At 36.5% G+C, this 22,444-nt stretch carries 15 protein-coding genes and 1 pseudogene; 13 read left to right on the forward strand and 3 right to left on the reverse strand.

The features are described 5' to 3' along the window. Positions 1 to 21 precede the first annotated feature (21 nt). Positions 22 to 2,937, forward strand: a complete 2,916-nt coding sequence (gene ileS, locus ACFIKG_RS04090; RefSeq protein WP_375651815.1) for an isoleucine--tRNA ligase — start codon at positions 22 to 24, stop codon at positions 2,935 to 2,937. Positions 2,938 to 3,105: 168 nt separating this feature from the next. Further along, complete coding sequence (locus ACFIKG_RS04095; RefSeq protein ID WP_375625697.1) at positions 3,106 to 3,597, forward strand: hypothetical protein; 492 nt, start codon at positions 3,106 to 3,108, stop codon at positions 3,595 to 3,597. A gap of 647 nt (positions 3,598 to 4,244) precedes the next feature. Here the strand turns inward: ACFIKG_RS04095 and ACFIKG_RS04100 are convergent. Beyond that, positions 4,245 to 4,691: a nucleoside deaminase gene (locus ACFIKG_RS04100; protein ID WP_375625699.1), complete on the reverse strand. Its 447-nt coding sequence runs from the start codon at positions 4,689 to 4,691 to the stop codon at positions 4,245 to 4,247. A gap of 268 nt (positions 4,692 to 4,959) precedes the next feature. Here ACFIKG_RS04100 and ACFIKG_RS04105 point away from each other — a divergent pair, with 268 nt between their 5' ends. From ACFIKG_RS04105 to lpxK, 9 genes and pseudogenes are all read left to right on the forward strand, one after another. After that, positions 4,960 to 6,360 (forward strand): pseudouridine synthase, encoded by a 1,401-nt coding sequence (locus ACFIKG_RS04105; RefSeq protein WP_375625701.1) that lies wholly within the window; start codon positions 4,960 to 4,962, stop codon positions 6,358 to 6,360. Then, positions 6,341 to 6,907, forward strand: coding sequence for a 16S rRNA (guanine(966)-N(2))-methyltransferase RsmD (gene rsmD, locus ACFIKG_RS04110; RefSeq protein WP_375625702.1), 567 nt, complete (start codon positions 6,341 to 6,343; stop codon positions 6,905 to 6,907). The genes ACFIKG_RS04105 and rsmD overlap by 20 nt, the downstream gene beginning before the upstream one ends. A gap of 803 nt (positions 6,908 to 7,710) precedes the next feature. Continuing rightward, positions 7,711 to 8,160, forward strand: a complete 450-nt coding sequence (locus ACFIKG_RS04115) for a hypothetical protein (RefSeq protein WP_375626831.1) — start codon at positions 7,711 to 7,713, stop codon at positions 8,158 to 8,160. A gap of 1,696 nt (positions 8,161 to 9,856) precedes the next feature. Then, positions 9,857 to 11,188, forward strand: a complete 1,332-nt coding sequence (locus ACFIKG_RS04120; RefSeq protein WP_375626833.1) for a TldD/PmbA family protein — start codon at positions 9,857 to 9,859, stop codon at positions 11,186 to 11,188. Then, a complete protein-coding gene (locus ACFIKG_RS04125) occupies positions 11,175 to 11,978 on the forward strand; it encodes a 3'(2'),5'-bisphosphate nucleotidase CysQ (protein ID WP_375648504.1) in 804 nt (267 codons plus the stop codon). Before ACFIKG_RS04120 ends, ACFIKG_RS04125 begins: the two co-directional genes overlap by 14 nt. A gap of 46 nt (positions 11,979 to 12,024) precedes the next feature. After that, complete coding sequence (locus ACFIKG_RS04130; RefSeq protein ID WP_375626837.1) at positions 12,025 to 12,270, forward strand: DUF4170 domain-containing protein; 246 nt, start codon at positions 12,025 to 12,027, stop codon at positions 12,268 to 12,270. A gap of 259 nt (positions 12,271 to 12,529) precedes the next feature. Then, positions 12,530 to 12,793, forward strand: a pseudogene (locus ACFIKG_RS04135) (type ISP restriction/modification enzyme); the annotation flags it as partial. Between the two features lie 903 nt (positions 12,794 to 13,696). Continuing rightward, positions 13,697 to 15,019, forward strand: coding sequence for a lipid IV(A) 3-deoxy-D-manno-octulosonic acid transferase (gene waaA / locus ACFIKG_RS04140; protein WP_375626839.1), 1,323 nt, complete (start codon positions 13,697 to 13,699; stop codon positions 15,017 to 15,019). Further along, a complete protein-coding gene (gene lpxK, locus ACFIKG_RS04145) occupies positions 15,009 to 16,049 on the forward strand; it encodes a tetraacyldisaccharide 4'-kinase (protein WP_375626841.1) in 1,041 nt (346 codons plus the stop codon). The genes waaA and lpxK overlap by 11 nt, the downstream gene beginning before the upstream one ends. Positions 16,050 to 16,068: 19 nt before the next feature. On the opposite strand, the gene ACFIKG_RS04150 is transcribed toward lpxK, so the two are convergent. Continuing rightward, on the reverse strand, positions 16,069 to 16,305 hold the full coding sequence (locus ACFIKG_RS04150; RefSeq protein ID WP_375625714.1) for a DUF2093 domain-containing protein: 237 nt from the start codon (positions 16,303 to 16,305) through the stop codon (positions 16,069 to 16,071). A 108-nt stretch (positions 16,306 to 16,413) separates the two neighbouring features. Then, the gene (mutL, locus tag ACFIKG_RS04155; protein ID WP_375651816.1) at positions 16,414 to 18,267 is read right to left on the reverse strand and encodes a DNA mismatch repair endonuclease MutL; all 1,854 of its coding nucleotides are present in this window, start codon (positions 18,265 to 18,267) and stop codon (positions 16,414 to 16,416) included. A gap of 239 nt (positions 18,268 to 18,506) precedes the next feature. Here mutL and ACFIKG_RS04160 point away from each other — a divergent pair, with 239 nt between their 5' ends. Then, a complete protein-coding gene (locus ACFIKG_RS04160; protein WP_375625718.1) occupies positions 18,507 to 19,595 on the forward strand; it encodes a 2'-deoxycytidine 5'-triphosphate deaminase in 1,089 nt (362 codons plus the stop codon). 1,164 nt (positions 19,596 to 20,759) lie between these two features. After that, on the forward strand, positions 20,760 to 21,911 hold the full coding sequence (gene lldD, locus ACFIKG_RS04165) for an FMN-dependent L-lactate dehydrogenase LldD (protein WP_375626848.1): 1,152 nt from the start codon (positions 20,760 to 20,762) through the stop codon (positions 21,909 to 21,911). The last annotated feature ends 533 nt before the right edge of the window (positions 21,912 to 22,444 follow it).

Below are 22,444 nucleotides of genomic sequence, written 5' to 3' on the forward strand. Positions count from 1 at the left end.
AGTGGACAGGAATATTTCACAATGACTGTGAAAAATGAAACAATAGATTATTCAAAAACTCTTTATCTCCCACAGACAAATTTTCCTATGCGTGCAGGGCTTCCGCAAAAAGAGCTTGAATTGATGGCGCGTTGGGAAAATATGGGGCTTTATGCGCAATTGCGCCAACAAGCAAAAGATCGTCCATTTTATATTCTTCATGATGGTCCACCTTATGCAAATGGACATATTCATATTGGGCATGCTTTAAACAAAGTTTTAAAGGATGTGGTTGTCCGTTCATTCCAAATGCGCGGTTTTAATGCAAATTATGTACCTGGTTGGGATTGCCATGGGCTTCCAATTGAATGGAAAATTGAAGAAAAATATCGAGCACAAGGAAAAAATAAGGATGAGGTACCGCTTAACGAGTTTCGTCAAGAATGCCGTGAATTTGCACAGCATTGGGTAACCGTTCAAAGTGAAGAATTTAAACGCCTTGGTGTCATGGGAGATTTTAACACGCCTTATACTACAATGGCTTTCCATGCAGAAGCACGCATTGCCAGTGAATTGATAAAATTTGCTATGTCAGATCAGATCTATCGTGGTTCCAAGCCGGTGATGTGGTCTGTTGTAGAGCGTACGGCTTTGGCAGAGGCTGAGATTGAATATCATGATCATGAATCAGAGGTGCTTTGGGTTAAGTTTCCTGTTTTTGAAGCAAATTCTGATGATTTATATGGTGCTTATGTCGTCATTTGGACAACAACGCCGTGGACAATTCCAAGCAATCGTGCAGTGAGTTATTCTTCACAGATTTCTTATGGTATTTACGAAGTTGAAAGTGCTGAAAATGATTTTGGTCCTCAAGTGGGAGAAAAGCTTCTCTTTGCAGACGCTTTAGCAATGATTTGTGCAGAAAAAGCCAAACTTGTTTTGAAGCGTTTGCGTGTTATTTCTGCTGAAGAATTGAAAGCTCTTGTTCTTTCTCATCCACTCAAAGGTTTGGCTGGGGGGTATAACTTTAAAATTCCATTGCTTGATGGTTCGCACGTAACAGAGAGTGCTGGTACAGGTTTTGTCCATACAGCACCAAGCCATGGGCGTGAGGACTTTGAAATTTGGAATGATTATAAGTCCTTACTGGAGCAAACGGGGATTGATTCGTCTATACCGTTTCCTGTTGATGATGCAGGGTTCTATACGAAAGATGTTCCAGGTTTAGGATCAGATCGTAAAGGAGGACCTGCGCGTGTTATTGATGATAATGGAAAAATGGGTGATGCCAATAAAGAGGTCATTAACGCTTTAATTAAAGCAGATCGATTGTTTGCACGGGGGCGTTTAAAGCATTCCTATCCCCATAGTTGGCGTTCAAAAAAACCCGTTATTTTTCGCAATACACCACAATGGTTTATTTCAATGGATAAAGATTTTGGGGATGGTTCAACTTTACGTAGTCGGGCTTTGGAAGCTGTTTCAAAAACGCGTTTTGTGCCGTCTTCTGGTCAAAACCGCCTAGCTTCTATGATAGAAGATCGTCCTGATTGGGTTCTTTCTCGTCAGCGTTCTTGGGGTGTTCCTATTTGTATTTTTGCGAATGAGGATGGTGTTATTCTAAAAGATGAAGGTGTGAACGAGCGTATTTTACGGGCTTTTGAAGCAGAAGGGGCAGATGCATGGTTTGCTGAAGGAGCACGTGAACGTTTTTTAGGTGAGCGTGCACATGAGCCTTGGGTACAGGTTTATGATATTTTGGATGTTTGGTTTGATTCTGGAGCAAGCCATAGCTTTGTGTTGGAAGATAGGGCGGATTTGAAATGGCCTGCTGATGTTTATTTTGAAGGTTCAGATCAACATCGCGGATGGTTCCAATCTTCTCTTTTGGAAAGCTGTGGTACGCGTGCTTGCTCTCCCTATAAGGCAGTGATCACACACGGTTTTACTTTGGATGAGAATGGTAAGAAAATGTCTAAATCTTTAGGCAATACGGTTGTTCCGCAAGAGATCATTAAAACATCTGGAGCTGATATTTTTCGTCTCTGGGTTATGACAACTGATTATTGGGAAGATCAGCGTTTAGGCAAAAAAATTCTTCAAACAAATGTGGATTCGTATCGTAAACTACGCAATGCAATTCGTTGGATGCTCGGAACTTTAGCATATGATGATGGAGAAGAAATATCTTATGGCGCACTGCCGGATCTTGAAAAATTTATATTGCATAGGCTTTTTGAACTTGATCAGTTGATTAATCGCGCTTACGATGAATTTGATTTTAAAAAGATTATGCGTGCATTATTGGATTTTTCAATCATTGAGTTATCGGCATTTTATTTTGATATCCGCAAGGATTCTCTTTATTGTGATGCGCCTTCATCAAAAAAACGCAAGGCCTCCTTGCAGGTTGTCCGTGAGATTTTTGAGCGTATGGTAACATGGCTTGCTCCAATGTTACCTTTTACTATGGAGGAAGCTTGGTTAGAGCGTTACCCAGAAAGCCAATCGGTGCATTTGGAACAATTTCGCTCTGTACCAGAAGAATGGCAAAACCAATCTTTGTCTGAGCGTTGGAAAAAAATTCGGCAGGTCCGTAAAGTTGTCACAGGTGCTTTAGAGCTTGAGCGCGTTGATAAGCGTATTGGATCCTCGTTAGAAGCCGCTCCTATTGTTTTTATTTCCAATCCGGCTTTACGGGAAGCATTAGAAAATGTGGATATGGCGGAGATCTGTATTACCAGTGCACTCACAATTACGCAGGATACAATACCTTCTGATGCTTTTACTTTGAGTGATGTTGAAGGTGTTGGTGTATATCCAGAGAAGGCATTAGGAAAAAAATGTGCTCGATCATGGCGTTATACACAAGATGTTGGGAGTGATCCTGCCTATCCGGATGTATCTGCTCGTGATGCAGCTGCTTTGCGGGAATTGCAGATTCTTGGCAAGATTTAAAATTTTAGATTAAATGCAAGTAAATTTCTCATATTGATGAATATAGTTTTTTGTGGTACGAGAAAAATTCCGTTGTTTTATCTGCAGGGGGGAAATTTGTGTATGGACCGTTCTCTCATAAATAACGGGAATATTAATCAGCCATACACCTAGGGAATGGAATAGGCAGTGAGAAAACGTGAAATAAAAATATTTCCAATAGGAATTTTAGGGATGTGCTTTGTTTTGACGGGATGCAATTTATCCGCTCCTACCTATGGTACCGATAAACCAGTTTCGATACAGTTTTTTGAAGATGTTGCTAATATTACTTCATTAACACCAACAAATAACAGCAGCCAGATTGTTATGAAACCTCATCCAAAACTTGTAATACCAAGCCCTAGTTCGCGCGGATTTTTGCCGGTGCCGCAACAAGATAGATCTGTCAATGAAATGGCAGCATCGAAGAAGCATCAAGGAAATACTCCTTTTCCTCACAAAGGATCGTCAGTTAATGGTGCTGGTTCAGAAAATCCTTCACAGTTGAATGCAAAGCAACGACAGGAATATTTACGTCGTCAGAGAGCACAAGTTGGAAGTTCAAAATACCGTCGCTACCTCACTGAACCACCTTTAAGTTATCGCCAACCTGCAAAAACTGCACCTATTGGTCGATAGGGGAAAAACAAAATATTTAAGTAAAGTATTTTTCCAATTACTTATGGTACCAAGCTCTCATTCACGCACAGTTATAATGCTGCTGTAGGAGGGGTGTTATTCTCATGAAATAGCAATATGACAACAGCATCGAGAGAGTCCTTATGCGTTTCCTAACACGAAAAATTTCTCAAGCTCATTTTACAACATCGCTCATGTGGATAGTATAACGTAAAATCTATTGTGCTCCAGAAGCTTTATGCTTAGGAAGGAGAAATCTGATACCATCATTTTATTTTCCAGATTCTAATATTGCGACAATTCTTGCATTTGAGAGCCTTCATAAGAGACATTTTTAATCTTTTCTAAAACGTTCTTTATCTAGACGATAATCCCGCTTATGATATGCAAGAAAGTGATTTTTATTGCTTCAATGTAATTTGAAATGAGAGGATATCTACGATATGTTGGACTTTATATTTTATTATATAAAATAATGAATTATTCTTATGAATGAATGTATCATCTAGTAGAAGCAATATGCAGGATTAAAAGAGAGAAAAAATGCTTTGAAGTAGCTTTTGCTATATATATCAGAAGTATTAATAATCTTGTTTGAGAAATAGGATAGTTTTTAAAGAGTGAAAGTTATGGAAGAAGAATTTTTTTTAGTATCGCTTTTGTACAAAAAAATCTTTAAGTAATTGAGCAGCTTCTTTTTCTTTAAAACCAGAATAAATGTCAGGTTTGTGATGACAGGTTGGTTGCTGATAAAAACGTGGACCATTTTCTATAGCACCCCCTTTGGGATCATTTGTTGCATAATAGAGACGTCGTATGCGTGCAAATGAAATGGCAGCAGCACACATAGCACAAGGCTCAAGTGTTACATAAAGATCGCAATCAGGAAGCCTTTCGCTTTGCAATGTTTTGCAAGCCATACGGATTGCGCGCATTTCTGCGTGTCCTGTAGGGTCATATGCAGATTTTATAAAGTTACCAGCGCGTGCAATGATAGCTTTTCCACGTGTAATGACAGCACCTACGGGAACTTCATCTTTTTTTGCAGCCCCTTGCGCTTCTAAAAGAGCTATTTCCATGGGCGTCAAAGTCATAATATTCTTTCTACTGAAGGTATAGAAAATCTAAAGGTTATCTCGATAAGGAATGCTATGGAATGAATAATTTATTACGCTTTTATAATGAAAGGAATACCTCTATTTTTAAAGAGTTTAAAACAAACTTGCAAGTCGACAGATACATTATTGTCGTTAAAGGATAGAAAATGATAAATGATTATGCTACTTCCTTTTTCAGGATAAGCGGTATGGTGCATGTGAATAATTTTCTGAACATACTGGCAAAGATTGGTTTGAAACGCAAATGAATGAAAATAATGAGAGTGAACGAATTGCTAAAAGGTTAGCGCGTGCTGGTATTGCTTCGCGTCGAGATGCAGAAATGATGATTGTTGCAGGTCGTATTTCTGTGAATGGTACAGTCGTGACAACGCCTGCTTTTAATGTTAGCCGCTCTGATGTTATTAAAGTTGATGGCAAACCTTTACCTCCTATAGAACGAACGCGTTTATGGCTTTACCATAAGCCAGCAGGCCTTGTCACCACGAACCGTGATCCTGAAGGCAGACCTACAGTATTTAGTAACTTACCAAAAGGAATGCCGCGTGTTCTTTCTGTTGGAAGGCTTGACATTAACACGGAAGGTCTTTTGCTTTTAACCAATGATGGTGGCTTAGCGCGTGTATTAGAGCTTCCTGTAACAGGATGGGTCCGCAAATATCGCGTCCGTGCTCATGGAAGAGTAAAACAGAGTGCGCTGGATAACCTTAAAAATGGTATTGCGATTAATGGTATTTTTTATGGTTCGATTGAAGCATCAATTGAACGTGAACAAGGGTCGAATGTATGGCTTTCTGTCGCTTTGCGTGAAGGAAAAAATCGTGAAATAAAGAATGTTTTAGGGGCATTGGGATTATCAGTTAATCGATTAATCCGTGTATCCTATGGTCCATTTCATCTCTCTGATTTAGAAGAAGGAGCCGTGCAAGAGTTAAAAGGGCGGATGTTACGAGATCAGTTGGGGGAGCGTTTGATTATGCAAGCCAATGCAGATTTTGATGCTCCTATTCTGAAACCCTTTTCAAATTCTGCAGTTGTTGCAGAAAAGCAAAGCCAGAAAGATCTTTCTGTTGCAAATGATGGTTGGGTTTTCTCAAGTGAAAGGGCGATACGGCGCCGACCAAGAGATGGTTCTGTTGAACATAGTCGCGCGCAATTAAGTACAAAGTCTCATGAGAATGTAAAGAAGGAGAAAAGTGAGGAAGGAAAAGCAGAGCGTTTTCTACCGCGTTCTCGCCGTGCTAATGTTTGGATGGCTCCTGGTGCGCGTCCCCAGAGTACACGTAGAAAGCCTTCCTATAGTGAGGAGAAATCGCATGATCATAAGAGCGGTTTGGATGGTAAAAAATCCTTTCATCGAGGCAAGGAAAAACTAAAAGAAAGTCCGTTACACAAAGAAAAGAGGGGAAGTTTTGTTCAAAAACGTGGCAAAACATCTTATGACGAGACGCATCCCTTTGGTAAGAAAGATCGCTTTTTCAAGGATAAAGAGAAAATGATAAAAAGTGGACATGAGGAGCATTCTTTTGAGAGAAAGAAAAAGGTAAAATCGTTTGGTGGTGCTATGAAAAAATCTAAACCACATAGGGATGGTGGAAAAACTTCGAAGCGATTTGGAGGCTCACTTGCGGATCATAGGCGGTAAATTTGCTGGTCGTGTTTTGTTTTCGCCTGTTAATCAGTCGATTCGCCCAACGAGTGATCGTACACGTGAAAGCCTTTTTAATATTCTTTCTAGCCGTGAAGAACAATTTTGGACCAATAAACGTATTCTTGATCTTTTTGCTGGTACTGGTGCTTTAGGCATCGAAGCACTTTCACGTGGAGCAAAGGCGGCTGTTTTTGTTGAAAACTCGGTTGAGGGGCGGGCGTTGCTTCAAAAAAATATAGAAGCCTTTGAATTACAGTCGATAGGACGGATTTTGCGTCGCGATGCGACCAAACTTGGCAATATTGGCACTATGCTTCCATTTGATGTTATCTGCGCTGATCCTCCCTATAGCCGTTGTTTAGGGGAACGTGCTTTCGTAGAAGCTTTGCGAGGGGGGTGGGCAAAAGCTGATACACTTTTCATACTTGAAGAAAAGAAAGATACAATGATTCATTTACCTGACGTCTTTTATCTAGATGATGAGCGTTTTTATGGTGAGACAGCAATCCGTCTCTATAAATTACGATCGCTTACATCTTGAGAAAGTTCTTGTTTTTATCCGGTAGGATGAAAAAATGCTTCTTTACAGTTTTCTTCATTTTATATGGTTTTTAAAAGGTTAAGCAGAAAGTAAATAAAAGATTTTGATGTTAAAGAAATTGATGAATTTTTATTTCATTATGTTTTTTGTCTCAATCTCTTATTTTTTTTGAAGTTTTTTATAGCCTCAAGAGCGAGTTTTTACAATATACGCCCTTTAATATAGAGGGGCCATCTGTTCTTTTGTCTAGCCAAAAATTGCTTTGAGGTATAATGCTATTAGACCTAAATTAGCAGTATGTATTGCTGCTAATTTTTGTAAGTTATATGCTGATTTGTTAATTTCATCTACATTAAAAGTGTAACACATTGTCAAAGCTTTAGTGTATTATTAGCTTTACTACCGATGAATGTTTTTTCTCCAATAGGATATATATTTCACGACAACAGTTATGATACCTTTTTGTCTAATTTCTTTCGGTTGCACATTAATCATCAACATCTCATTAGCAGCTGAAAGCTTTCAACTATGCAGTCTGCATTTATATCCTAAATAGTGCGTAACTTTTATCTTTGTTATTGTATGAACTTAAAACAGATATTTTCTATTTAAGGTAGACAATAGTGTTCATTTATACTGAACATTTGTGTGTTTATTTTATTAATATCGCTTAGTGAGTTAATCATTATATTAAGTAAATCTGAAAGTATTAAGTGTGTTATCGTTATTACATTTTTAAGAATAATTTTTATATTATTCTTAAGCAATAAAACTAAATGATTTCTAAAACAGGGAAGATTATCATGTTTAAATGGATATATAGCGAAGAAATTAACACAGAAGCGAGTGCTGAGCAAATTTGGGCTATATGGGAAGATGTGTCATCATGGCCTTGTTGGGATAGTGAACTTGAGTGGGTAGAACTTTCTGGTCCTTTCAAAGAAGGGGCTACAGGACGCATGAAACCTAGAAAGGGACCTACAGTAACTTTTACACTTGATAAAGTTATAAAAAATGTTTTCTTTTCTGATTATGCTAAACTTCCTTTTACACGTATGAGTTTTGATCATGAATATATTTGTTCAACAAAATCGGGTTCTTCAAATAACAAAATTCGTCATACTGTAACCATGTCTGGTTTATTTTCTCCTTTCTTTGGAATGATTATAGGGTCAAAAATTAAGTTACATCTTCGGGATGCAATGATTGAAATGAGCAGACGTGCTCTTACTGAAAACAAAATCATCTCGTAAGGGGGTGCATTTATAAAGAAGTTAATACCTTTACAAAGGCGCAGAAACCTTAGTCTTGTTAGAATAAAATTTGTTATGAGTACATAGCAAATCGATGAGCTATGATTTGTTTTTTCATTAGTCGTTGAAATCGAGTCAAATCATCTGAGAAAATTAATTTTGCACCAAAGATCTTATAAAAGTCATTGAATTTTATTCAATATATAAAAGCTTATAAGGTGCGCATTTTTACTGAAAATAAAGAAAGTTGTAGAAGCTTATTTCTGCTCTTGTGAATCTGAGGTCGATATTGTCATGATATTTGCCAGTTTCTAGTATTGCGATAGTTTTTGATTTGGGAGCATTCATAAAAGGCATTTTGACTTCTTCTTAAATAGGTTTTATCAATATTACCTCTATTCATGATGTGAGAGCAAATAGTTGTGATTTCCTCAACATAAATAAGTTTAAAATGGAGAAAATTTAATGATATTTGATTCTTTTATGCAAATTACAAAACGATCAATTATGATTATAAATCAAAGTGTTTTTTTGATTAAAAGATGATCACTTTTCTAGAGAGTGGAAGTTCTAAAAGGCTCTAGATGATAAAATAAAACCTCCCTTAATTTTCGTAAAAATTAATCTCGTATCGTTGTATGTATTTGGTTTAAATGTTTAAAAAAGCGATTTTTTAAAATGCGCACAGATATCCCAGTTTCTGCAAATATTTTTGTATCTATTAAAACAATTATGAGCGATAAACTTGCCAAAATTAATTGGAAGAATACGCTTATTGCAGATTGAATTGAAAGATAGATACAACGTTGAGTTTCATATAAAAGTTTTATTAATTATCATTTTATGACAATACTACGCTTCTTTATTTTTTAATGGAAGGGAAAGAGTATAGTTCTTAAATCAAAATCTATCCTGTATTTTGGGACTTTTATTTTAGGAAAAAGAAGTCAGTCAAATTATGCCTGTTTAATAACAAAATAACCGATTAAGGATGCCGCATGAAAAAATGAGATGCTCTCGATTAGACGTATTAGAAACGAGAGAGAATGTTATGATTATAACTTATTTCTGATAAATATAAAAAATGAGTTCTTTGTGATACCACGTCCATGAGGGTAAAGAAGTTTATGACTGCTCATTTTGTTGAAACCATAATGAAAGGAAAAATTTTTTATTCCGTTTATGTCTTTTTGTTTACAAGATTGCCATCTTATTGTGAGAGAGTTTATAGAAGCAAAGAAGTATACACAAATATAAGGCATTTTCTTGATTCTTGCTTGGAAATTAAAGAGTGCTATAGGAATGAAGGAAGTTATTTCACTATCCAGAGGACATAAGGCTTGTGACTTAAGTCGTTTTATGCTTTTCGAATTTTTGAGGATTTTGACTTAAATTCAAGTGTTATTGCTAGGTCTTTTGTTGATTGCCAAGTTTTCGGTTGATTTGATTATCAGTACAGATTGGGTTTTCTAAAATGATAAGGGGCAATGAGAAATCTTGAAACTAAAGAAATTTTACGACATACTGCGTCTTTTCATAAAGAAGCTAAAAGGGAAATTATTCGATGCATTAAAAGAAAAAAATGCATGAAATATGCGTAATCTTATGAATAAACATACAAGAGTATATTCTGATTTATATAAATTTGTCAGAGTGCTTATCAATGTAAATAATAAAATATTTCAGGGAGTCTATAATGACTGACAAAAACCAGATTGAGAAAGCTGTTTCATTGGTTGAAGCAGCAAGGCGTTCTGGGGCAGATGCTGCTGATGCCGTTATTGTTCATGCTCATTCTACCAGTGTATCAGTGCGTTTTGGGAAAGTCGAATCAACAGAAGCAGCAGAGAGCAATGATTTTACTCTAAGGGTTTTTGTTGGAAAAAAAGTAGCAAGTGTTTCTGCTAATTTAGCGTCTTATCCGCAAGAACTTGCGGAACGTGCTGTTGCGATGGCTAAAGCTTCTCCCGATAGTTTATTTGAAGGTTTGGCAGATAAAGAGTGTCTGGTTAAGTCTCCTAAAGATCTTGATCTTTTTGATGATTTTGTGCCAAGTAGTCATTTTTTAACAGAAGATGCTTTAAAAACAGAGGCAGCAGCTCTTGATGTTAAAGGTGTAAGTAATTCTGGTGGCGCTGCAACAGCTTATGGCCGTAGTGGGTTTATTCTTGTGACCAGCGATGGTTTTTGTGGAGCCTATCGCTCCAGTTGTTTTTCACGTTCTTGTAGTGCTCTTGCAGGTGAAGGAACACAAATGGAGCGGGATTATGATTATACAACAGCCTTACATTTTTCTGATTTAGAGGCAGCAGAAACTGTTGGAAAGAATGCAGGGTTTGGTGCTGTTCGACGTTTGGGTGCAGTTCGTGCGGCGACTGGGGGTGTTGATGTTATTTTTAATCCGCGTACGGCTCGCGGAATTGCAGGGCATATCGCATCTATGGTCAATGGAGCCTCTGTGGCTCGTAAAACAAGTCTTTTACAGAATTTCCTAGGCAAGGAAGTGATGAAGCCTAATGTTAATGTAACCGATCAACCTTTGCGATTACGTGGAAATGCTTCTCATCCTTTTGATGGAGAAGGGGTAGAGGGGCAAGCACTCAATATTATTGAAAATGGTATTTTAAAAAATTGGCTTCTTTCATCAGCTACAGCACGTGAATTGGGACTTAAAACAAATGGACGCGGTGTGCGTTCGGCATCATTAGTGCAGCCGACAAGTACAAATTTTGCTATTGAACCAGGTTTAGTATCGCCTTGTGATATGATAAAAGATTTGCGAAATGGATTTTATGTGACCGAATTATTCGGTCATGGCATTGATTTTATTACTGGTCAGTATAGTCGTGGGGCTTCCGGTTTTTGGATTGAAAATGGTGAAATTGCTTATCCAGTGAGTGAAGTAACGCTAGGTTCTGATTTGCTTCATATGTTAGCACATTTAACACCTGCCAATGATATTGATCGGCGTTATGGTACGGCGGCTCCAACATTGTTAATTGAAGGGATGACACTTGCAGGAAAATAACACGCATCATTCTTCTGATTTAAATCTTTTGCGTGATGTTTGTCGAGAGGCAGGAGATTTAGCAATGCGGTATTTTGGATGCACGTTGGATGTTTGGATTAAAGAAGGTAATTCACCGGTCAGTGAGGCAGATTTTGCTGTTGATCATTTTTTGAAAGAGAAGCTTCTTGGAGCGCGTCCAAATTATGGATGGATTTCAGAAGAAACAAAAGATAATCGAGAACAACAAGATTATGAACGCTCCTTTGTGGTTGATCCTATTGATGGAACACGAGGTTTTCTTTCTGGCAGTCCTTATTGGTGTATTTCGGTTGCCATTATTGAGAATGGGCGTCCTATTGTGGGCGTTCTACAATGTCCGGCTCAAGGAGACATTTATGCAGCTGTAACGGGTGGAGGGGCAACATTAAATGGGGTAAAACTTCCTCGTTTAACTTCGGGGGGGCATCGAAAATATAAAATTTCGCTTGATAAATCGCTCGCACAAAAATTACCAGATGATTTTCTCAATCGAGTTAGTCTTTACCATTATCTTCCTTCTCTTGCTTATCGTATTGTCCTTGTTGCTCAAGATGAAATTGATATCGTATTAGTTCGTCCGAATTGTCATGAATGGGATATTGCCGCTGCTGACCTTATTTTGCAGGAGTGTGGAGGGTGTTTTTTATCGCTTGATGCCCCTTTACTATCTTATGGAATTGAACCTTACCAATATGGACTTTTAATTGCTGGTAAAAATAATTGCTGTCAAGATATGATAGATGTTGTTCGTCAAACAAAGTTAGTTTAATCACGTAAAAGCACGCTAAAATAATCTAAATGATATAGAGGCACATATGACTGAAACCAAAGAAAAAAAACAATATTTACATCTTGTATTTGGTGGGGAATTAAAAAATCTTAACAGTAATCAATTTAAGAATCCTGATGATTTAGATGTGGTTGGTATTTTCTCAGATTATCAATCGGCTAAAGAAGCATGGCAGGCAAAAGCACAAAGCAGTGTAGATAATGCATTACAACGTTATTACATTGTAGATTTGCATCAGTGTCTTGATGCTGAGTTAGGCGATGTAGAATAAAGCTTGAATATTTGGTCATCATAGCTTGTAGATTGTTTCACGCTTTTGTTTAGTCGTCCTTTTCATAGGTACGTTCTTTGGGTAAAATAGAATGCCGTAAAAAAATATGCTTGTTATTTAAAATTCATATGTTTTCTTAAGGAAACATCTTTCAAGGCACCCAAGCACATTTCATAATGGTGTCCGTGCAAGGTATAAAATCCATTGTTATACCACCATCTTTACGCTTAATAAAAATTCAAGACAGTTCTATTAACCTATTTACAACAGCAATATTATCATGACGAGCGATCACTCGAAGTTTATGATTATATTGTGAATAGTCACTCTGCTTTTGAATGGAGTATGAAACATTAATGCGTTCAGATTAATAAAAAGAGTAGCATTATTAATGATACCAATTACTACTTCGTTGAGATTATTAGCACTCCCTACTTATCCATTGGAATTTTTCCAACAAGTTATCACTATAAGCTTAGAAACCATGAAAGTTGTTAGAAACTTACCAAAATTAGAAACTTAGAAAAACTGAATAGATTGATGAAGTTAATTTACCTCATAAGGATTTCTTGAGTACTCGTTTAAAACTACAATCTATAAATTAATCATTTTGCGTTGATTATATACAACCTTAAAAGGAATAATATACCATGCGATTTCCTGAAAAGAGAGGATTTAAAATTTTGAAAACTCTTATTTAAATTGCTTTAAGACTTTTAAGAAATTTTCTATTAAACAAGATTAGATTTTTCTGGATTACCTTTAAGAGATTATATCACAATTTAAAATGAGAACTTTATACCGCTCAAAAGTTTTTTTAAGATTAGTTTTACATATTCATTTTATTGAAATGAAATTATAGAGATTGGGCTTTCTTTTAAACATATTTTATTTGTTGTATTTATATAGGTTGTAATATTTATATGGATTATTTTTTGAAAAATTGATAATACCTAACATATGTAAAAATAAGTTTTTTCTCTAAAATATCAACGTGCAAAATTCAAATTTTTACTAAAATCATAAGAAGTATTTATTCAGTGAGCTGAAAAAAATTGATATAATCTATGTTATAGGTTGTATGATATTTATCATTTATATTCTCAAAATTATAATCGACTGAAATGTAGCTTTGTTATTTTTTGAGTAAGACTTTTCATAGGGTGCAGAATGAAGTGATACAAAATTTCATTAAAAGAGATTTAAATAATCTGTATATGTTATCTTTATAGGAAAATTTAAAAAAAATATGGCGATAAAATTACGTTTTTTGTCCTTTATGTATTGAATTTTCTCATGGGTGAAGCGTTTTTTATTCAAGATATGGATGATATTAAAAAAATATGGATGTAACTAATAGTGTTGATGAATTTTTTAACAAAATAAGCATATAGATATCTTAAAGTAGCTGGATGAGGTGATTTAAATGGTAGAATTAAAGGCACATACGGCTCTTTTAAGCTATCGGATGATTGGTTTTTTCTTATGTCCTGTTATTCCTTTTTATTTGTTCTTTCGTGCTATTCGTGGAAAAGAAGAGTGGTGTCGCAAAAAAGAGCGTTTAGGTAAAAGTTCTCATGTACGTCCCCAAGGTTCGTTAGTTTGGTTGCATGCAGCAAGTGTTGGAGAAACACTTGCACTTGTTCCACTTGTAAACTATATTTTATCATTAAAAATCAATGTATTAATGACAACTGGGACTGTAACATCTTCTACTCTTGTGAAAAAACATTTTGGTAATAGGTTGATTCATCAATATGCTCCTTTGGATTTAGATTTTGCAGTGCGCCGTTTTATTAGTCATTGGAAGCCTGATCTCGTCTTGATTTGTGAATCAGAAATTTGGCCCCTTCGTATTAAAGAACTTGCAAAAATGCGTATTCCGCAGATTTTGGTTAATGCCCATATGTCTGAACGTTCTTTTAAAGCTTGGCAAAAACGACGCGTTCTTGCCAAACATATTTTTAAGGATATTGATTTGGCGATTGGTCAAAACGAAAGAGATGTAGCTTATTACCATACACTTGGCGTAAAATCTGTTACGTTTTCTGGTAATCTCAAGGCTGATGTTTTTCTGGTTGAAAATCAAGCATTGCTTGCACGTTATCGTAATGCTATCGGCAATCGCCCAGTTTGGGCAGCTGTTTCAACGCATGAAGGGGAAGAGGAAATTGCTTTTGAGGTCCATAAGATTGTTAAAAATTATTTGCCAGATTTATTAACAATTATTGTGCCTCGTCATCCTGAACGTTCAGAAGATCTTATCAGAAAATGCGACAATAAGGGATTACGTTTTATTCGTAGGAGTAGAGATGCTGTTCCAAACATGAATACCGATATTTTATGGGGAGATACAATTGGAGAAATGGGTCTTTTTCTTCGCTTATCGAAAGTTTCTTTCGTTGGTAAGTCGTTATGTGGAAATGGTGGACACAATCCATTGGAATTGGCTTTGCTTGGTTCCGCTATTTTGACAGGGCCCCATGTTTCAAATTTTCAAGAGATGTTCGAACAATTTTTAACGCATGATGCAGCATATATGGTTCAAGATACAAAACAGCTTGCTATTCAGGTGTATAAGCTTTTAACAAATGAAACATTGCGACAAGAAATGGTTGATAAGGCTCATGAAGTGGCGACAAATATGGCAGGTGCACTTGAGCGCACATTAAAGATTTTAGATCCATTTTTACAACCCCTTGTAATACAAACAGGTTTACGTCAGCGTCAGGGTAGATATGCATATTAGCGCCCCCCATTTTTGGTGGAAAAATAAAAGCTTTTTGCGTTTTGTATTAGCTCCAGTTTCATGGGGGTATGGTTATTTTTCAAGTCGTTTTATGGCAAGACAGCCTCCCGTGATTGATTTGCCAGTTTTGTGTATTGGAAATTTTACATGTGGCGGTGCGGGTAAAACGCCGGTTGTTATTGCTTTTACCAAAGTGGCTAAAGAACTTGGTTTCGTACCTGGTGTTGTATCACGTGGTTATGGTGGATCAGTTAAAGGGGTACATCTTGTAAATGAGAAATATGATACTCCACACAATGTTGGAGATGAGGCACTTTTACTTGCACGGCATGCTTTGGTAGCTGTATCACCTAATCGTTATGCAGCGGCACAACGGCTGAAAAAAGAGGGATGTAATCTTATTTTAATGGATGACGGATTTCAAAGTCGCCGTCTTTATATGGATTATACGTTACTCGTTGTTGATGCGATGCGCGGTTTTGGTAATGGAGCTGTCTTTCCAGCAGGACCTTTGCGCGTACCATTAAAAACGCAATTTTCTTTTATGGATAGTGTTTTATTGGTTGGTCACTCCGATGCGCCTGATAATGTTGCTTTTCTTGTGTCTCGTACTGGAAAGCCTTTATATCGTGCTCATCTTAAAGCCAGTGCCTCTGATGAGGTTTCAGGAAAATCATTTTTGGCATTTGCTGGGATTGGCAATCCAGATAAATTTTTTAAATCTATTAAAGAATTGTCTGGTCATGTGGTGCAAACTTACATATATCCAGACCACTATTTTTTCACAGATGAAAATTTAAAAATCCTTATACAAAAGGCTAAAATGCACAATTTATGGCTAGCAACAACAGCTAAAGATTATACCCGTATACAGACAATTCACACGCAAAAAGATTTGAAAAATCTTATTGTCTTTGATGTGAATGTCGATTTTGTTCAAAAAGACTTCTGTCGCATAGTCCTTGAGGAGGTCATGACCCGCTTTAGAAAACGTTCCCTTGAGTTTTCTTGTCTAAGAGGCAAAGGCTAAATTTATAGCTTTCGAGGGTTTATTTTTCTTTTGTTTTTAACAATTGCTTGAGATATGGGTTGCACTCAAGTTCGCGCTTATAGGAGATTTCACAACTAGCATATGCTTCTTGGCGGTGATGATTCCAATATTTTAAATCATCTATAGGGATCTTTTGTCCGCTAACAGCACAAATGGTATAGGAACCATATTCTATAATGTCATATCCATTATTAGAATAATGAATTTTTGCTTCGCGTTCACTATCGGAAAACATTATAACTCCTTTTTACTGATACAAGAGATTCAGGAAAAGTGCCATAAGATATATTATAAAGTCGAGAGTTAATTTAAAAATATTTTTCTTGTCAAAATGGTTAAGAGTTTATTTTCTGCCAAAAAGCCGTTCTATATCTGCCAATTTGAGTTCAATATAAGTAGGGCGTCCATGATTACATGTACTTGTATTGGGTATTGCCTCCATTTGTCGCAACAGTGTGTTCATTTCTTCGGGGTGTAAAAGGCGCCCAGACCGTATTGAACCGTGACAAGCCATCGTTGCTGCAACATAATCAAGCATTGCTTTTAAATTGTTTGTTGTATCATATTCAGCGGCTTCATCTGCGAGATCTTTAATAAGGGCTTGGACGTTGATCTCTCCTAACATGGAAGGTGTTTCACGCACAACAATTGCTCCTGGTCCAAATGGTTCTATTCCTAATCCAAATTTTTGCAAAGCATCTTTGTGGGTTAAAAGGCATGTTGCATCCTCTTCAGAGAGTTCTACAATTTCAGGAATAAGTAATAACTGTGAAGGAAGCGGTTTGGAATAAAGTGCATTTTTGAGTGCTTCATAAACCAATCGTTCGTGAGCTGCATGCTGATCGACAATGATCAAACTATCTTGTGTTTGGGCGATAATATAGTTTTTATGGATTTGTGCTCTGGCCGCTCCTAATGGATAAGATAACTCTTCTGATGAAGATGTAGTGTTTGGAATGTATGCATCTCCACTTGGTATATTTAAGCCCTCCATAATAGGAGTAGCATCTTCTTTTAAACCAGAAGAACTAGTAATATCCAATGGTTTGTGAACCATTGAAGCGGTGGCAAAATGATGAGGCTGTGGGCTATAAGAAGAGGACTGGTACGTGTTCTTAAAATTGCCTAACGGTTGTTGTGCCAATGGTTTTTGTATTTGAAATGCAGCTAGCGTTGCTTCAGAACGGGTTGAAGTAGGACGAATACCAGATTGCTGTAATGCTTCACGAATAGCTCCAACGATCAAACCACGAATTAATCCTGGATCACGGAATCGTACATCAGCTTTGGCTGGATGTACATTAACATCTACCTCAGCAGGTGGGAGATCAATAAAGAGAATAGCGACAGGATAACGATCTCGTGTCATGACATCAGCATAAGCGCTTCGGATAGCGCCCCATAGAAATTTATCACGCACGGGACGCCCATTAACATAAGCAAATTGATGAAGGCTGTTATTTCGGTTGAAGGATGGCAAACAGGCAAAACCCGTTAAGCGCACTGCTTCGCGTTTAGCATTCAGTGCGATGCTATTAGGGGCGAATTCTTTTCCCATAATTTGCGTAATACGTTGCAATTGTCCTTGAATATTATTTTCTGTAGCGGACAGTTCCATAGATGTTCTGTCTAGTCCTGAAAGAGAAAAGCGGATATGTGGAAATGCGATAGCAATTCGCTTAATCATATCGCTAATAGCATTTGTTTCAGCCCGATCGGTTTTCATAAATTTTAATCGTGCCGGCGTGACAAAGAAAAGATCACGAACTTCAACAATTGTTCCAAGGTTTGCAGCAGCTGGTTTGGGTCCTACAATTTTTCCTGCAGTAACGGAAATTTCAGCAGCGCTCTCAGCATCTTTTGTTCGTGAAATGAGTTTAAGTTTAGCAACAGAACCAATAGAGGGGAGGGCTTCTCCTCTAAACCCAAGGAAGCAGATATTGTGTACGTCATCGGTAATCTTTGAGGTACAATGGCGAGAAACTGCTAAAGTTAACTGATCTGCAGGAATTCCATAACCATTATCACTCACCTTTATAAAATTTTTTCCACCATTTGCTGTAATAATTTCGATGCGTGTTGCACCAGCATCAATAGCGTTTTCAACAAGTTCTTTGACAACATTTGCTGGTCGTTCAATAACTTCACCAGCGGCGATTTGATTAATAATATTTTCGCTAAGATGGCGTATAATCATAATAAATTCTAACAGGAATCTTAAGGCTTCTATAAAAAATTATGATAACATCATTTGCGCGACATTCAAGAATAAGAGAGTATGGAAGGTATTATTTTTACAATACCTCCTATTTTATTTTATGTTAACAAATTGGTTGGAAAAAACAGAAAAAATAGTTTTTATCACCTTAAAATAGCTTGCACCAATTTATCATCTAGGTCAAAAAAGAAACAATGTAAAAAGGGAAGGCAATATATATGGCGCGTATAAGCGGTATTTTAGCAGATAGTGATATACAAGCTCTGATTGAGAATAACTTTCTCAAGGCTCAGTATCCATTTGATAGATCTCAAATACAACCAGCAAGCCTTGATCTTCGTTTAGGGGAGAAAGCTTATCGTATACGTGCTTCTTTTATGCCGGGTCCTAATACAAAAGTTTTGGATAAGCTTGAACGGTTAAAGTTGCATGAGTTTGACTTACGAGACGGAGCCGTTTTGGAAACGGGGTGTGTTTATATTGTTCCTCTTTTGGAAAGTTTAGCTTTACCAGAATTTTTATCTGCTGTTGCCAATCCCAAAAGTTCTACAGGCCGATTAGATATTTTTACGCGTGTCATTACGGATAACGCTCAGGAGTTTGATAAAATTTGTGCTGGTTATCATGGTCCACTTTATTTGGAAATTAGTCCACGCACATTTCCAATTTTGGTGCATAAAGGCTCACATTTATCACAGCTTCGGTTTAGAAAAGGGCAAAGTTATTTAAATGAAGTTGAGTTACACACTTTGCAAAAGCAAGAAACACTGATATCGGAGGATCTTCCTAATATTAGCGCTGGTGGTATTGGTCTTTCCATTAATTTAAAGGGAGACGAAAACGGGCTTATAGGTTATCGTGGTAAACATCATACAAGTGTTATTGATATTGATAAACGTGCTGTTGCCCACGTTTTAGATTTTTGGGAACCTCTTTTTGATCGTGGTCAAAGGGAGTTGGTTCTTGATCCTGATGAATTTTATATTTTAGTTTCACGAGAGTCTGTTCATGTGCCTCCGCTTTATGCCGCAGAAATGACTCCTTTTGATCCTTTAGTTGGTGAGTTTAGGGTGCATTATGCAGGCTTTTTTGATCCAGGATTTGGGCATGTGGAAGCGGGTGGAAAAGGAGCAAGAGCGGTTTTAGAAGTGCGGAGCCATGAAGTTCCTTTTATCTTAGAGCATGGTCAAATGATTGGCCGTTTGGTCTATGAGCATATGCTTAATCGACCATCAACCCTTTATGGACATGATGTTGGATCACATTATCAAGCACAGGGTTTAAAGTTGTCCAAGCATTTTAAATGAGTTGGAAACTACGAATTTTGATAACATGTATGCAGAAAGTGTATTTTGGATAAAAGAAAATTTTGTTCTTCGCAAAACCGGCGCCATTCATTCTATTTTTAGTTTCCAAAGTTATTGCATCCCTTGCATTTGAGAGGCATTTTTATTTCTTTTTTTCAAGAGGTTGTATCTATAGGAACTTCGTTTATGATGTGCAAAAGAATAGTTTTGATTATTTCATCATGAAAAAATCTAAAATGAAAGAATTTTACTATATTCAATATGTTATTCGTATTTATTGATTATAATAAATCAATAAATTACTAAAATTCAATATAACAGTAACGTATTTGCTTTTCAAAGTAAACATGCGAGATTGGATGCTGCTATTGCTCCATTTTTCTAGAGCTTGAATGACCAGTATATTTTATTTCGTATAAAAATTATCCTTAAGAGCCAATAAAGAAGTTTTGCACTACAGTTTATTAACAATTTTTTTAATAAAAATTGTTCTACTTTTAGTAACTCATTTATAGCTTCAAGATATAAAATATTGCTAGAAAATTATTCAATTCAATATGGAGAGCTTCTACTCGTATGAACGTTAAAATTTTTTTTATGCTTTATGTGAATTAGGCACTGTATATTTTTATAAACTTTCATGAAGTAAGTAACAAGTCTCAGTTTTGAGTATTGATATAAGAAGATTTCTGGATATATGCGACAGCTTTATTTCCAGTATTAATAAAGAATTTTTTTATCTTTTAGGGGAGATTATGGTTTATACTTAATGACTACAGGCTCTATATTATCTATATTCTTATAACCTATAATGTAAGGACCTGTGGAGGGAGAAACGACTTTAAATTATAACTAATTAAGCTGCGGAGCAATCGCTTTCGAAGAGGTGTTCGTTTAAAGAAAATATAACATTTCAATTGCACATGAACAATATATGAGTGGATACGTTATTAATGATACCCCATACTGTGAGATTTTAAATTTGGATAGGAGAAATAAAGACATTGTTTTTATCAATTAGTTTTTTTAGAAAGTTGCAATCTCTGTTGCTTCTATCTATTCAATAGAGCGTTTTGGGAGAATATCGAGTAGGAAGGTACACGGATTCGCTTTTATGCGTTTTAGGATATCTTCTCTTTTCATTTAGGAACAATGGTGCCATCAATGATTATTTCTTCAACACTTGATTATCGTAAGGCAGCAAAGCGTCGTCTTCCTCCCTTTCTTTTTCACTATATTGATGGTGGGGCTTATGCTGAAGAAACGATGCGACGTAACTGTAAAGATCTTCAAGCTCTTGCACTGCGTCAAAGGATTCTAAGGCAAGTTGGTGAAGTTGATCTTTCAATCAAGCTTTTTGATCAGACACTTGATTTACCGATTGTACTTGCACCTGTTGGGCTAACGGGCATGTATACACGTCGTGGAGAGGTAAAAGCAGCGCGTGCCGCAGCGGCAAAAGGGATTCCTTTTACTCTATCCTCTGTTTCAGTTTGTCCCATTGCGGAAGTGCAAGAAGCGGTTGGAGGTGCATTTTGGTTTCAACTTTATGTTCTCAAAGATCGCGGTTTCATGCGTGATGCACTAGAACGGGCTTGGTTAGCTGGTGTACGCACGTTGGTTTTTACAGTTGATATGCCAGTTCCTGGTGCGCGTTATCGTGATGCGCATTCGGGGATGTCTGGTCCTTATGCTGGATTACGTCGTTTTTTACAAGCGTTTACTCATCCATATTGGGCTTGGAACGTTGGTGTTATGGGGCGCCCCCATGATCTTGGAAATGTCTCCACTTATCTCAAAAAGAAAATTGCATTAGATGATTACGTTGGTTGGCTTGGTGCAAATTTTGATCCATCAATTGGTTGGCATGATTTACAATGGATTCGCGATTTTTGGAAAGGAAAAATGATTTTGAAAGGTATTCTTGATCCAGAAGATGCACGAGAAGCAGTAAAATTTGGTGCGGATGGTATTGTTGTTTCTAATCACGGCGGACGTCAGCTTGATGGTGTATTATCAACAACACGAGCGTTGCCTGCAATTGCGGATGCTGTAAAGGATCATTTGACTATTTTAGCGGACTCAGGTGTTCGTTCTGGTCTTGATGTTGTCCGCATGATAGCACAAGGTGCGGATGCTGTTATGATTGGCCGTGCTTTTGTTTATGCGCTTGCAGCAGCAGGTAAGAAAGGTGTTATGCATCTCCTTGATCTTTTTGCCAATGAAATGCGGGTAGCTATGACACTGACCGGTACTCAGACAATTAAAGATATTACACGCAAGAGTTTAGTAAATATAGATGTTTTTAAGCAATGAAAGCAATATTTTTACTGCTTTCAGAAAAAGAAAGTCTTTTTATAGAGGAGCATAATTATATATTTTACAAATATGTTGACAGTTAAAGTTAAATAGAAAAGATCAAAAAGCTCCTCTATAAAATCACATAAAATACTCAGTAACTAAAATAATACTCCGTAAATACAATAATATTTAACGCAAAAATCTTAATAATAATAAACACAAAAAAAACACTAATAACATTGCATACATCTTTTACTTATTTTATTAAAAGCTCATTCTATGGATAAAAAGGAACAAGCGCTGATATTAAAGGTAAAACAATTGTTGATATAGAAAAAATAGATATAAATAATGCTGCGAGCATTTTTCTCTCCTATATATAAAAATATAACATGTTAATTACTTCTTTCCCACATTATCATAAAACGTAAATTTATAAACTTCATTTAGTTTTATTTTAATATAGAACAATATTAATTATGGCATATAAATAAAATTATTAAAAATGTCAATATGTGTTTATTGTAATCTATAATTATAATAAAAAA

Source organism: Bartonella sp. LB28NMGDW (genome assembly GCF_042194435.1).
Lineage (GTDB): Bacteria > Pseudomonadota > Alphaproteobacteria > Rhizobiales > Rhizobiaceae > Bartonella > Bartonella grahamii.